The 14,099-nt window shown below is 44.7% G+C and carries 11 protein-coding genes; 2 read left to right on the top strand and 9 right to left on the bottom strand.

Annotation, left to right across the window (positions count from 1 at the left end):
• Positions 1-36: 36 nt before the first annotated feature.
• From AC0YNZ_RS23620 to AC0YNZ_RS23645, 6 genes are all read right to left on the bottom strand, one after another.
• Entirely contained in the window at positions 37-906 is an 870-nt protein-coding gene (locus AC0YNZ_RS23620) for a carbohydrate ABC transporter permease (protein WP_475828942.1), read from the bottom strand.
• Between the two features lie 18 nt (positions 907-924).
• Positions 925-1,905 (bottom strand): ABC transporter permease, encoded by a 981-nt coding sequence (locus AC0YNZ_RS23625; RefSeq protein ID WP_475828943.1) that lies wholly within the window; start codon positions 1,903-1,905, stop codon positions 925-927.
• Positions 1,906-2,828: 923 nt separating this feature from the next.
• A complete protein-coding gene (locus tag AC0YNZ_RS23630) occupies positions 2,829-5,171 on the bottom strand; it encodes a glycoside hydrolase family 2 TIM barrel-domain containing protein (RefSeq protein WP_475828956.1) in 2,343 nt (780 codons plus the stop codon).
• Positions 5,172-5,956: 785 nt separating this feature from the next.
• Entirely contained in the window at positions 5,957-7,624 is a 1,668-nt protein-coding gene (locus tag AC0YNZ_RS23635) for a GMC oxidoreductase (protein ID WP_475828944.1), read from the bottom strand.
• Between the two features lie 12 nt (positions 7,625-7,636).
• Positions 7,637-9,922 (bottom strand): TIM barrel protein, encoded by a 2,286-nt coding sequence (locus AC0YNZ_RS23640; RefSeq protein ID WP_475828945.1) that lies wholly within the window; start codon positions 9,920-9,922, stop codon positions 7,637-7,639.
• 474 nt (positions 9,923-10,396) lie between these two features.
• Positions 10,397-10,960 carry a TOPRIM nucleotidyl transferase/hydrolase domain-containing protein gene (locus AC0YNZ_RS23645; protein ID WP_475828946.1) on the bottom strand — a complete coding sequence of 188 codons (564 nt, stop codon included), beginning with the start codon at positions 10,958-10,960 and terminating at the stop codon, positions 10,397-10,399.
• 83 nt (positions 10,961-11,043) lie between these two features.
• Between AC0YNZ_RS23645 and AC0YNZ_RS23650 the strand changes: the two genes are divergently transcribed.
• Positions 11,044-11,451 carry a helix-turn-helix domain-containing protein gene (locus AC0YNZ_RS23650; protein ID WP_475828947.1) on the top strand — a complete coding sequence of 136 codons (408 nt, stop codon included), beginning with the start codon at positions 11,044-11,046 and terminating at the stop codon, positions 11,449-11,451.
• A 262-nt stretch (positions 11,452-11,713) separates the two neighbouring features.
• Here AC0YNZ_RS23650 and AC0YNZ_RS23655 read toward each other — a convergent pair whose 3' ends face one another.
• From AC0YNZ_RS23655 to AC0YNZ_RS23665, 3 genes are all read right to left on the bottom strand, one after another.
• The gene (locus tag AC0YNZ_RS23655; protein ID WP_475828858.1) at positions 11,714-11,998 is read right to left on the bottom strand and encodes a hypothetical protein; all 285 of its coding nucleotides are present in this window, start codon (positions 11,996-11,998) and stop codon (positions 11,714-11,716) included.
• A gap of 177 nt (positions 11,999-12,175) precedes the next feature.
• On the bottom strand, positions 12,176-12,691 hold the full coding sequence (locus tag AC0YNZ_RS23660) for a DNA topology modulation protein (protein WP_475828948.1): 516 nt from the start codon (positions 12,689-12,691) through the stop codon (positions 12,176-12,178).
• A 109-nt stretch (positions 12,692-12,800) separates the two neighbouring features.
• A complete protein-coding gene (locus AC0YNZ_RS23665; protein ID WP_475828949.1) occupies positions 12,801-13,226 on the bottom strand; it encodes an NUDIX hydrolase in 426 nt (141 codons plus the stop codon).
• Positions 13,227-13,401: 175 nt separating this feature from the next.
• Between AC0YNZ_RS23665 and AC0YNZ_RS23670 the strand changes: the two genes are divergently transcribed.
• Positions 13,402-14,079 carry a transposase gene (locus tag AC0YNZ_RS23670; RefSeq protein WP_475828950.1) on the top strand — a complete coding sequence of 226 codons (678 nt, stop codon included), beginning with the start codon at positions 13,402-13,404 and terminating at the stop codon, positions 14,077-14,079.
• Positions 14,080-14,099: the final 20 nt, after the last annotated feature.

The following is a 14,099-nucleotide window of genomic DNA, read 5'->3' on the forward strand; positions in this document are numbered from 1 at the left end:
ATACTAACTTGCTGCTTTCGTACCAAGTTAGATTGATTACCCTTTGATCGACCCGACCATCACCCCCTTTGCAAAGTGTTTTTGCAGGAAGGGGTACACGCAAATAATCGGGGCAATGGCGATGACGACTGCCGCCATCTTTAACTGTTGGCTCGGCGGCGGCGCAATGGTCGAATCGACACCACTCAGACTGCTGCCGGATGAATCGATAAGCATGTTTTGCAGCAGCACTTGTATCGGCCATTTATTATGGTCGTTCAGATAGATTAACGCATTAAAGAATTGATTCCAATTCCCCACGGCGAAAAATAATCCGAAAGCAGCGATGGAGGGCAAAGACAAGGGCAAAATTATTTTTATCCAAGCCGTAATTTCCGTGCATCCATCGATCGCTGCCGCTTCGACCAGATCATCCGGTATGCTGTCATAGAAGCCTTTCATCAAGATCACATACCAACCGTTCGTCAGCGATACCAGAATGACGGCCCACAAGCTGTCGATCAATCCCAACTCTTTTACCAGCAAATAGTTCGGGATGATCCCCGGGCCGAACAAAATCGTAAAGATCACGAACATCATGATGGCTTTTCTTCCTTTGAACTTCTTCCGCGATAAGGCGTAGGCAAACGATGTCGTGATTACCAAGCTGAAGAAGGTGCCGATCACGGCCAAATACGTGCTGATACCAATCGCTTGCAGGAAGGTTGGCGCGGATAATAAATAGCGATAAGCGTTGATCGACCAGTCCTCCGGCCAAAGCACGATCGTTTTTTGCGCGAATTCTGCCGGATCAGTAAAAGATACGATAAAGACCCAATAGATGGGGAATAACATAACGAGGGCGATTAACCCGAGCACAATGATGTTGGTGATGTTAAATATTCTTTCGCCGAGACTAAGCTTCATGGTGGGTTCACACCTTTCTTAATATAGACCTTCTCCGCCGAAACGCTTCGTGATCCGATTGGCAATGACAACCATTACCAAACCGACTGCTGATTTAAATAAACCGACCGCCGTGCTGTAACTGAATTGCCCTTGCTGGAGACCGAGTCGATAAACGTAAGTATCGAAGATCTCGGCTACATCAGATACGGCACCGTTATACATAAGGAAAACTTGCTCGAAACCGACTTCCAAGACATCTCCTAATCGTAAAATAAGAAGAATGATGATGACGTTGCGGATGGCCGGCAAGGTGACGTGCCAGATTTGTCTCATTTTGTTCGCACCGTCTATCTTGGCTGCTTCATATAGCTCTGTGTTGACGCCCGCGATGGCTGCCAGAAAGATGATAGTACCCCATCCAATCTCTTTCCAAATCGATTGACCGGTTAAGAGAAGCCAGAATGTGTCGGGGTTCGTTAGAAAGTCGAACGTTTCGAAACCCAGTCCATTCAGAACATAGTTCACGATTCCATCCGATTTACCAAATAGCATTAGGGTAAGGCTCGCGATGATGACCCATGACAAAAAGTGCGGTAAGTATATCAGAGTCTGTACCGTTCTTTTGTAAACCTGACTTCTTAATTCATTCAATAAGAGTGACAGAATAATGGGTAACGGAAAGAATAACACGATATTCAGGAAACTGATCGCAAGCGTGTTCCTCAGCAGCATCCAGAAATCTTCTTCGTTAAAGAGCCGACCGAAATGCTCGAATCCGACCCACGGACTTTTTGAAAATCCCAAGTAGACGGAGTAATCCTGAAATGCAATAAGAATGCCATACATCGGCAAATACTTGAAGATGATAAAATAAAGAATTCCGGGTAGAGCAAGCAAATAAAGGTATTTGTCCCGGATAATCTCTTTATAAACCTTCACGAATTTACTCTCTTTTTTCACCTGGCCTCTTCCGATCCCAGCAGTTTTTCCCTGAACCGTTATTTTGTTGTCCAGCATGGTTCTGACCACTTCCTCACACGTTGTTTTGTCTGTACGATGTCTTCGATTCGCCTTCGCACCTCAACGTTAGAGGAACTCAAACTTTCTGGCAATAACACTCTTTTTAAACCGTTTTCATTTCTTGTTGTACTTTTTTTAGAGATTAGTATTATTTTTAACATCCATGATTAACCCCGCAAAAACTTTGATGCAACCATGTTTTTCTTTGTTTAGAAGCAAAGCGATGCCGAAAAATGTTCGGCTCCGCTTTGAAAGTATTTTATTACGCATTCATATGTACATGCTCATCCGAACAAAATAAGATCGAATAACGAATCGGCGAACAATGAATGCAATTCACGCGTGGAATGATTGATATAGTTGGCAAGCAGTAATGTGATGTCCGCTTCAGACTATTCCATCATTTTCCATTTTTCGTAAACGTCGCAAAGAGGAACGTTTAGTTCGCGGCTAACCGTTCGAGCACATTCCATTTACGCATCCATCACTCCGCTATTTTGATTATCGGCACTTTCCTTGGCTACTTTTGAAAATAAGGTTCTTGGATAAGTGGACAAACGTAAGTGTTTTTCATGTTCGGAGTCATAAAAATAACATCAGAACCAGTAGCCTTTAATTGCAAGAAAATACTCCTTAGCGAATTAGCATAGTTGTCCAACCCTGCTGGACCTTGTCCCGAGTCGTTAAGACCGAAGCATACGACGACCTCCGCTTATCCCGGCATTAAGTATATTGACCGGGGTAGACGGGAAAACCATGTTCAGTTTCCGCTTCAACTTTGCGTAATAGACGGCCCCCTCGTCTCACCCTATTACTGTTTCAGCTTGTCGACGCACAGTACACTAGGGAGGATTTCAATAAGTTCTTCATGGCAACGTATAATCGCCGGATTCCCTTTAACAGGTGGTCCGGCGATTCATCTAATCCTTAATCTGCTTGAACCCGTTACGCAGTTCAACATGCCCGGACAGCAGCTTCTCCGAATGCGCCCGAATGTCAATGGGCCCTGTTCCCGTCATCCGGACGATGAATAAGCAGTGACCTCGATACGAGCTCCTTACCGTTCCGCGGTAAGACTCAAGACTGTCAAGATCCCCGTTGTCTACGCCAACAAGTTCGCCGTCCCCAAGCACCTCGAAACGAATCGGTACGTCATGATTCGGAACTGTCACGCCTTCTGCGTCCACGATACGAGCTTCCACATGAATGATATCGGCGCATGCCGACACCGCCTCGGCAAAATCGGTGCTCAATTCGATACGAGCCGGTTCGCCGGCGGTCTGCAGTTCGAACGAAGCGACGCTGGTCTCCCCTATGGTTCCTATAGCCGTAATGGTGCCGGCAACATAAGGGACATACCAGATCATCATTCGATCCGGGAAATCGGCGGCTTGTTTGGTGCCCTCCCATTCTCCATTCACGTAAATGGTCACGCTCTCGCAGTTCGTGAATGTTACCAATCGGACCATGTAATCCTCGTATTGGGGAAACGTCCAATGAGAATATATCCTTGGCCAATTCCAATGCAGCTTCTGCAGGTTATCCGGCGTCGTATCGTCGAAGACGGCAATATGCACCATCGGATCGGACGTCCATACACTCTCGAAAAAGTAGGAGGACGGTTTCCTACGACCGGTCGTATCCACTATCCCGGCCGCCCAGCCTTTGCTCGGCCACTTTGGCGATTCTCCTAAATAATCGATACCCACCCACAAGAAGCCTCCGGCCACATATTTGTGCTTCTCTACATCAAACCAAGGATTGATCGGCTCGAAGCCTTTATGCAAGTCAATATTCCCGCGGAAAAAGGGAAAGGTCTCAGTACCGATAATGACTACATTCGGATCGGCTATACGATATAACTCATACCATTGTTCCTGGTAATTACAGCCGAGTACGTCGGTTCGTTCGGCAATTTCCATCACCTCATCGACTCGATACTTGCCGCATGGGAACGGTTGAATGGCATACGTAACAGGGCGAGTCGGCTCCTCTCGATGCACGTAATCCGTCAGCATCTCAAGCGTCTCCAGCATCGGTTCCGAAGCTTGACCCTCTACTTCGTTGCCAACGCTCCATAAAATAATGCTGGGATGATTTCGATCCCTTTGAAGCATGGACTGCAGATCTCGCTCCCACCATTCATCGAACACGCGTCCGTACCAGCCCGAATGCCACTTGTCGAACGCCTCATCAATGACAAAAAATCCTAATTTGTCACAGAGGTCTAACAGCTCGGGAGAGGGTGGATTATGGCTGCAACGAATCGCATTGCATCCGATTTCCTTTAACATCTGTAATCTTCGCTCCCAGACTCGTTCTGGCACTGCGGCTCCCAACGTTCCCGCATCGTGATGCAGGTTGACGCCCTTTAACTTTACCGGGAAGTTATTGAAGATAAAACCACTTTGCCCGTCAAATCGGAACGTTCGAATGCCGAAGCTCGTTATCGTCGTATCGACCTCCATTTGTCGATCGACGCTTACTATGCTGCGAGCCGAATATAATGCTGGTGAATCCGGCGACCATAACGCCGGATTCCCGAGTCTGATTTGTTGTTTGAATTCGAAGGTTTCTCCGGAGGCCATCTCCCGAAGCGAAACGGCTACGCCAACGACGCGTCCCTTCGGATCTTCCAAGATTATCTTTAGTGTTATGATGTGCGTCTTTTCACGGCTGTTCATGACTCGCGTTCGGACGCGAACCAGTGCCGATTCCCGCGTCACGTCGGGAGTCGTGATGTAGGTGCCCCATTGCTCTACATGGATTCGATCCGTAACGCGCAGCCACACGTTCCTATAGATGCCCGATCCCGTATACCATCTACAGTTCGGTTGGTCGTTATTGGCAACCCGGACGGCAATGACATTCGCCCCGGGTCGAATCCAATCCGTCGCATCATAAATGAAACTAACGAAACCATAAGGACGATACCCGAGCTTAACCCCGTTGATCCACACTTCGCTGTTATGGTATACGCCGTCGAATCGGATGGAGACATGCTTCGCCGCTTCTTCCGAGCTAAGCGCGAACGTCTTTCGATACCAACCTATGCCCCCGGAGAAGAAACCGCCTTGAGTCCCGCTGGGGTTCTTCTCATCGAACGGTTCTTCAATACTCCAATCGTGAGGAAGACGAAGAATACGCCAACCGGAATCGTCAAACATCTCCCGCTCGGCTCCGTCGGCTTCCCCCCTGAAGAATAACCAGCACTCGTTAAACGATCTTTCGCCGTTGCCATTCATTTTCCAAAGCGACGTCATATTCAACAAATCATCCCCCCATAAATGTAGTTTTATGTTGTATCTACGACAATAGTACATTTTGTAAAGAGGCAAGCGAGGGGATTATCTTGTTTAAATATATGATACTTTTATAACAAAACCTTGAAATAGCTCTGGAACATCAACAATCATCTAAACATCACAAATAAAGACAAGGGTGCCATTCCCTCGTCCCAGCTTCGTCATGTTTTTCCGTTCATTTCTCTAAATTCGCTTGATATCACTACATCCGTCAATCGCTACCGCTTCCACTAGAATGACTTCTGTACTGTCTGGCCACGCATTGAATGACCGAAGCTTTCTCATCAACGAATGTTTTGTCCAAATTCCATTCAATTCATGCGTTATTCTTCCCGGCCTTCTTGTCGAAACTTTCCATCCGCTTATCAAGGCTTTTCCAAGCATGGGCAGTGGAACGAGGATCCAAGAATTCCTTTAGCTTTCGATAACGGACGGCAGGCGGTTTTGGTACACGGAAAAGGTCAAAATCCTCTTTCTCCTGAAAGTACACGACATATTAGTGCCGTACTCTTATTCTAACGTGTGACAAGACTTCATCTCATTTATTTATAATTGGCAGTGGCGTTATTTGACGAGCTTTATTCGTAACCTTCAATATCTGCACAATCGCAGCTTATATTTGACTAAAAATATTAACTTAGAAAAAGTTAGAAAGTTGCTTGTTAGTTAACATAAAGAGGCAAGGGGATCATCTCCTTACCTCTGGCCAGGCGCACGGATGTATAAGGTATTCGCTCCAATCATTAGTCACTTAACTTCTTCATGATATGATCAGCTGTACGTATAGCTAAAGCGACAGTTGTGAGAGTCGGATTTGTGCCGCCTGTAAAGGGAATGACGCTGTTGGAAGCTACATAAAGGCCGGTAATACCATGGATCTGGCCATACGGATTTGTCGCCGAGGTATCTGGATCAATTCCCATCCGGCAGGTTCCGGTATCATGATTTTCTCCTCCGGCAGGTCTTATGAAGAACTCCGATTGCGCATCATTTCTTGTCAACGTAACCTTCATTGCTGATGCAGCCTGCTTTACAAATTCAGCCATCCGTTGAATGATCTCAAAATCTTTTTCGCTATAAGAGAAGTGAGCCTGCAGTTCAGGTATCCCAAACGCATCCTCTCTCGCGGGATCAAGGGTAATTCGGTTATCATAGCGCGATTCGACCGTGCCTGAAGGAATAAGACGAAAGTGAATATACTCCGAAAACGGAGATTCCTTATATTGGTTAAAATTAAGGGTATCCGTTTGCAATTGAAAAGGACGATTTTCAGACCGGGGCAGCAATATATCAAGCAATCCCGTATCCTCCGGAAATTCGGCTCTTGCAGCGACACCTGAGGCGTCCAGTCTGGAATTGTTGGTCAGATACCGTCCGATCGCCTCTCCTTGAATACCGGAATAAAGCAAAAGGCGCGGCGTTTCCATTGTGCCCGTCGATAAGACGACCGTCCTGGTTTTAAGCTCATAGGATTTTTTATCTTGTGAAGACATGACCTGTATGCCGGTAACCCGCCGATTCTCGACAAGCACCTTTGTAGCATGCGCTTGCACCGCCAAATCAACGGACTTCCAATTCATAGCCATAGCCAAAAAGATAATCGAGCTAAAAAAAACGTTCGAATGAATCCGTCCGTTCTCCGTCTGCTGAAGATCGACAGCCCGGGGACAGGACATCGCATCGATCAGCCCTTTATTTTGCAATCGATCGAGCATGATTGCCTGTATGGCGGATTCGGCGGTCAAGAACGGAGTGACGCTCATCACCCGTTCGGCAATGTTGTAATACTTGTTCATTTCCTGAGGGGTGACAGGGTAATGAGAGATACTAGATGGATCCATACGGGGGCATGAAGTGCCCCAATGCAGCGTTCTCCCTCCTAACACAGTTGAGATCAGATAATCCACCGGAATCGGGGAGACTCCTATTGTTGGAATAGCGACTTGAATTCGCCTGGCATACTTAGGATTATTCCAAATCCTGCCCACCTGGTTGACATTAGAGGTTGGGATGTTAGCTATGTGTGTAGGCACTAAGAGATTGCCGGCTTCAATCATTCCGATCCGCTTTCCGTTATTTCTCCATTGTTCGCATAATCTCCATAAGGTTGCGCCACCTCCGGCTCCGCTACCGACAATCAGTACATCGTATTCCGTTTGCGACATTTTCTCAAGCGAGGTGATCGGGATCCAATGCTCCTCCGGATCGTACGATTCCAACGGCCTAAAAGGGTAAGCTTCAAACGCTGCACCGGCAGATGAATGGGGCGGGATTTGGATAGGCATACCGGGAATATTGGCGTCCGGATCCGTGATTTGAGGATTCCGTTCCAGGATTGCTTGCAGATTCGCGTTATATTTCACGGCTATCTCCCTAAGAGTATCCTTGTCATTAGTGACATATATTCTCATCGTTCGTCTCCCTTAGATCTTTCGATTATTCATTGTTTCCATCATATAATCGGCTGTACGGATCGCCAGCGCTACCACTGTGAGAGTCGGATTGGCGACGCCGAGGGAAGGCAGCATGCTGTTGTCTGCTACATAAAGTCCGGATATATGATAAATTTGGCCGTAACGGTTCGCAGCAGAGGTGGACGGGTCATCGCCGATTCGGCAAGTTCCCGATTCATGATGATCGTCTCCAGGCAGTCTTAGGCAAATCTCATCGGTAACTTTGGCGACGTGAAGCGCTGAAAGCACTAATTTCATGGTTTCGGATACTCCGTTAATGGTTGCTTTATCTTCTATCGTATAAGAATAATGGACTTTCAGCTTGGGAACGCCAAACTCATCTTTTCTGTTTTCATCCAATTCAATACGATTTTCAAATCGCGGTTTGAGGGAACCATAGCCCCTGATGATGATTGCTCTTTCTTTGGCTGAATCGCTTGATTCCTGGCCCGAAATGAGGAATTGATACGGGTAGCGATTGGTCGGAGGAATCAAAATCCAAAGCGGCCCCGCACCGTCCTGCGACTCTGGACGAACAACGGAGGCCGATGCTCTTAATGCCGCATGATCGATCAGATAATGTCCTATTGCTTGCCCCCGGATACCCGAATGAAGAAGTAGGCGCGGCGTTTCAAAGGTGCTTCCGGATAAGACGATATTTTTTGCATTCAAAACAAAGGTTTGATGCAACCGGTCCATGACCTTAATTCCGCATGCCCTTCCCTTCTCGGTAAGGACTTGAACCGCCCTTGCGTTAAGAGCGAGGTCAAAGCTACGGTGCTTTAAGGCCTCGGCCAAAAAGAGAATCGAGCTAAAAAAGACGTCAGAGTTGATTTGTCCGTTTCTTACGGATTGCAGATTTAGAGCTCTCGGGGTTTCCGTCGCTTCCGTAAATCCATTCCGCCTAAGCCGGCCTAGCAGCGTCTGTGTGAATGGCGAGCTGCTGGTATAAGACTTGGTTACGTTCATAACCCGTTCCGCAATCGTGTAGTATACATCCATTTCCCGGCTGCTGACCGGCCAGTCCTTAAAGACGGCAGGATGATTACGGGGACTATTGGCGTCCCAGATGAGAGTTCTGCCTCCTAACGCGAACATTTGACGCGCCGCGGGAAACTCTGGATAAGACTCGGGAATGGATATTTTGGGATTAAAGATGAATTGATCCAAGCGTTTCCCGTCCAATGTAGCAATATTCCGGGCGTTGGTGGGCAGAAGCAAGTCTCCTGCTTCAACCATTCCAACCCGTAATCCGTCGTTTTTCAGCTTCTCACAGATCCTCCAAAGAACTGCCCCTCCACCGGCTCCGCTTCCTACAATAAGCACGTCATACGCAGTGCGGGACATCTGTTCCAGAGACGTGACCGGTATCCATTGATCCAGGTAGCCGGGAAGTCTTATAGGAGGGCAGGACTCGGGAATACGCCAAGGGATCCCCGCCTCGTCCAACAGCCTTTTCACAGCCTTTACCGCTACAAGAAACAATTGCGGCTGACTGAGTCCTTCATACTTGCCTGTCGGCTGCAGATGAGACTCAACCGATATAAAACCGGAGTAGTTTTTCTGCTTGAGCGCTTGAAGCAGTTGACGTACTTGCCCGTCTCCTTTTCCTGCCGGGACATTTATTCCGGTATTTACTAAAGCATCTTTTATTTGCACCCAAGCGATATAGGGCTCGACCAGAGGATAGGCGTCTGTCATCGGCAGCACCTGGGATTGAACAAAATTGGCCGGATCAAATGCCAAACGTAAATGTGGAGAGTTAATCGATTGAAGGAGATCCCGTATTCGTTCGCCATTATCTCCATAGATCAGTTTCTCGTTTTCGTGCATTAAGACGATTCCTTCCCGTTCCGCGATCCGGACCAGTAACCCGATACGGTGAAGTACTTCATCGCGGTAATCCCAAGGGTCCTCCCCGCTGGGAGTGTAGAAAGAAAAAATCCGTATATTAGGCGTACCGAACCGTTCTGCAAGTTCAATCGCCCTCTTATACTTTTTTAGATCGGGATAAAAATCCTCTGTAATGCTGCTTTTGCCAATTGGTGTGCTAATGCTATGAATTTTAAATCCGCGTTCATCCAAGCGCCGTTTGATATCAGCGATCTCTTCATCCGAGAGGTCGAGAATTTCTTGCCTCCCAACGCTTCGCAAATCGATATAACGGATATGTTCCGAGTCTAAAACGTTCATTTGAATTTCTAAATCCGGCGAAATTTCATCTGCATAGGCCGATAATTCAATAATTAGTATCAATCCCTTTCAATCATATTTTTTATATCATCATCTGAAAGAATGGATTTGTTTGACGTAATATGATTCAATCATTTTTCTCTCATATTTATACGATTCGTATTCACTATTATTACGAATGTTCAATGATTTCTGAAAAGAGCGGCTGGATCTCCCCCGACTCATCGATTCCTACTAGCACCGAAATTAGTCCTTGAATAGATAAACACTAAAAAAAGCCCGTCAGATCAACAAATTGATCTGACGGGCAATATTATAGTCTCAATCGTAGCTATAAAAAGTCTCATTCGTTAATAAAATAGGTCTCAGTCGTAACTATTACTCACATCTCCTTGTGCGTAATGGTTATAGTTGAGACTAAAAAGTCACCAATAAAGCCAATTCTATGGTTACAATTGAGACTTATCATGTCTATAATTGAGATTCTCTGTATATTTTATGGTTATAATTAAGACTTTCTGAAAGCTATTTGCTTCATCAACTAGTTGCTGCTTCATTTATTGCTGCTATTTGAGGTGGAGGGCTTATTCCAGTAACAAAATAAAAAAAGTTAAGTAAAGGATCACTTAGCTGTTCCATGCTAAGTATTTTTCTTGTGGCTTTCCATGGCTTATCTTTAGTCCACTGTTCTGAAAAAATTTGCTGTTCAAAATTAGGAAAGTGACAATGTCTCTTGTTCTCGTCACCAGTCAACTCCCTTAATATAGCTGCATTGGCTCCTGTCTCCCCCTCCTGATCTGAATCATGAACAACAATATAAGGAACGTTAAAACCATTCAGAACTCGCTGAAAAGCCCGTATCGTCCATTTTTCGCGACAATTGATAACAACCAAATCTCTTCGAGCTAATAAATAATCTTTCTCTAACAGGTGCCCACTTTGAATCAGCTTTTTCGAAACTGCCTCAATCGCTGCAACTTCACAAACGCCTTCGACTAAGCATACCCTTGATGCAAAAAAAGCTTCTAATACTGAAGGATCAAAGTCCAATATCATTCGAAGCCGATTTCTTGAATCCTCCGCAATATCAGTTCCAAACAAGTCATCTAATCGTTGAGTAACAGTTAAAAAGTTGTCTGATCCTTTCTTTAAGATACAAATCCCACGTAAGCGAGGAACCCATAATGGTTGATCTTAAAGGGCATATTGGTGAAATAATAAAGCACTATCGCAAGAGCCAGAACATAACCACAAATGAATTAGGGGTGCTTTCGAAAACATCCCAAAGTACCATCAGCGGAATTGAACGCGGCGAACGATTTGCCAACTTAGAATCCATGCTGAAAATATGTGATGCATTAGGTATCACGCTGTACGATGTTTTACCACCTAACCCAAAGGATTTACTGGACAACGATCCACAAGTGCGGCAGCTACTTAACACACTCAAGAACTTGCCAGATGACCAAGTCGGTTTGATCTTGAATCTCATATCCAATGCTATGCCTTTACTGGCGTTGATCCATCAGCTAAACCCTCAACAGAGAAAGAATCTGGCTAACCACCTCGATTCATTAATGAATAATCATTGATAGTTTTATTATGAGTCATACTAGCCCCATCGGTAAGGATTAACTTATATAACCCCAAAGTGCAGTCAAGGGTTATTTTTTATAGCCCCTACTCTGAATCTACGCAATCTATTGTGCAACGACACAAAACTGCTTTAATACAAGACACAACATTGCTTAAATAAAAAAGCGACACAAAACTGCTTAAATAACAGTTTTGTGTCGTATTTTTTCGCGGCAATCTATTCATGGATTAAACTATCGTACCCGTTAGTTGAATTCTCTACTGTTGTTCATAAATAGAACTCATTATTTTTTCAATTTTATTTGTTACTTTATCATATCTGAAAAAATAAACTTGCTTCTCATCTTCTTTGTACAACCAAAACCCATCAGCTGTACTTCCCGAAGAATTTGAAACTTGACTTAGATGCAATCCACCTGTCATACTCACATTTCTATTTGGACCTGAATTACTATTTATTTCATTTTTAAGATCAATAACTTGATAAACTAGAAATAATATCACCGCAATTAATCCAACAATTAGGTTTGTAGGGTTTTTCATATTTCTCCTCCTTATAGTTAAGTACAGTATCTTAGTACCTTACCCCAACTAATATTACCATAATTCGGAAACCAGTGTTCTGGTCTTTAAAAATGTCCATAGAGTTTGTCATCGCAGCATAACGAAGGGCTACCACGCGGACGCGGTAGCCCTTTCGGTGTTCAACTATCGTACCCGTTACTTTAATAATTTTACATTTGTTACAAAATTACGTACGTCCTTCGGAGACCTCAAAATAATGATTTTCTTTTCATTTGATAACCGTTGGAGTTTTTCTAAGATCTTTGGCTTTTGTTTCTCAGGGTATTCCCAGACCCATTTTATAAATTCCAGACTGACTCTTTCTTCGCAACCTTCAGCCATATCAATTCTTTTCTTGTTGCGGTACTGGAACCTTCTTTTCAGCACGCGGATCATGCAGATCCACCTCGACAGATCAAAAAATATTATCGTATCAGCTGCCTGCAGTCTAATGTCAATTGTGCCTCCATAATTGCCGTCGATAATCCAACTTGTATGACTTACAAGTTTCTCTTGAACATCTTTTTGCTCGTTTTTGGGCGCGCTAATCCAGCCAGGTTTCCAAAGAATTGCATCCAGATGATGAACTTCAATTGATAAAATCCCGCCCAGCTCGCGCGCCAAAGTTGATTTACCCGAACCTCCAGAACCTATAAGTACAATTCTTTTCATATTTATCCCCGTCAAATGAATTTAATTCAACTATCGTTCACCGAGGGAGCGTAATTGTTCCTCGAAGCGTGAATACGTTGTTAGATGTTGCCTACGGCTTCTTGAGATATCATATATTCTTCTCATCATTAAACTCAATACAAAAGGGTTGAATTTCAGGTTTTAAACAGTACTCAATTCTTTTTCTGAAATCTTTCCATTCAACCTTTTTTAGTGCTTCGTCTAGCGGGAAGAATCCCGTCTCCAAACTTTCTGATGATTGTATTAATTCTCCACCTATTGGCTTCGCTAAAAATAGGGTGTTACAAATTGAATTTCCTACGTTTTGAAATATTCCGCAGAATTTGATAATTTCAATATCTACTCCGGATTCTTCCTTTGTTTCTCTTATTGCAGCTTGACTTAAGGATTCTCCTTCTTCTACTTGACCACCAGGCATCTCCCAACCTCTTCTTGGTCCCTTAATAAGTAATAATTCATTCTTTTCATTCACAACAATTGCCGCTGCAGAAACGATATGTTTCGGTGTACTCATTTTTTCACTCCTTATAATCGTAATATGTATTATTAAGCTCTTTAGTTTTTAAATTCGCAAAGTGACTGAATTATCCTCCTGTTAGTTGAGAAGACGGCAGCCACTTCTGATATGCTCCCCATACGGTAGACAGGTGAAATAATAAAAAGCCTGCTACTGTGAGGGGAGCTTTTTCATGTCTAGAGGAAAATATACTGCTTTGGAGAAACTCGCCATTCTCGAAGAAGTATCGAATGGGGAAATTGGTTTTCTGGCAGCCGCGAAGAAATATGGGATTAGCAAGACGACTTTAATGAGATGGCAGCGTCGGTACAAGACGTATGGGTATGAAGGGCTGGAGCGCCGTACGCATCTTCAAAGCTATAGTGCTGAGCTTAAGCTCCGAGCGGTGAAGGATTACCTCGAGGGGGGATTGTCTCAGTATCAGATCATCGATAAATATAAGATTGCAAGTACAAGGCAACTCTTCAACTGGATTAACAAGTATAATGGTCATAGCAGCTTAAAAGCCTATAGAGGAGAAGCAAAAGCTATGACAAAGGGTCGCTCTACGACGTGGCAGGAACGGATCGAGATTGTCCAGTATTGCCTGACACATCAGCATGATTACCATAAGACAGCGGGGCAATTTCAGGTCTCCTACCAGCAAGTGTACCAATGGGTGAAGAAGTTCGAAGATGGCGGTCAGGATGCGTTAAAGGATGGCCGAGGGAGAAAGAAAGCCCCGGAAGAGTTAACGGAGGCCGATCAACAGAAACTCAAGATGAAGGAGATGGAGTACGAAATTGAGCGACTTCGGGCGGAAAATGCATTCTTAAAAAAGTTAGAGGAACTCGAAAGAAGGCGACGCTAAATCAAACACGACAGGAAACG

Source organism: Paenibacillus sp. J2L1-98, from assembly GCF_056269405.1.

Coding starts and splice junctions, on each gene's coding strand:
- AC0YNZ_RS23650 (WP_475828947.1), top strand. CDS start 11,044: ATGGTTGATCTTAAAGGGCATATTGGTGAAATAATAAAGCACTATCGC.
- AC0YNZ_RS23625 (WP_475828943.1), bottom strand. CDS start 1,905: ATGCTGGACAACAAAATAACGGTTCAGGGAAAAACTGCTGGGATCGGA.
- AC0YNZ_RS23655 (WP_475828858.1), bottom strand. CDS start 11,998: ATGAAAAACCCTACAAACCTAATTGTTGGATTAATTGCGGTGATATTA.
- AC0YNZ_RS23670 (WP_475828950.1), top strand. CDS start 13,402: ATGTCTAGAGGAAAATATACTGCTTTGGAGAAACTCGCCATTCTCGAA.
- AC0YNZ_RS23665 (WP_475828949.1), bottom strand. CDS start 13,226: ATGAGTACACCGAAACATATCGTTTCTGCAGCGGCAATTGTTGTGAAT.
- AC0YNZ_RS23660 (WP_475828948.1), bottom strand. CDS start 12,691: ATGAAAAGAATTGTACTTATAGGTTCTGGAGGTTCGGGTAAATCAACT.
- AC0YNZ_RS23620 (WP_475828942.1), bottom strand. CDS start 906: ATGAAGCTTAGTCTCGGCGAAAGAATATTTAACATCACCAACATCATT.
- AC0YNZ_RS23635 (WP_475828944.1), bottom strand. CDS start 7,624: ATGAGAATATATGTCACTAATGACAAGGATACTCTTAGGGAGATAGCC.
- AC0YNZ_RS23630 (WP_475828956.1), bottom strand. CDS start 5,171: ATGACGTCGCTTTGGAAAATGAATGGCAACGGCGAAAGATCGTTTAAC.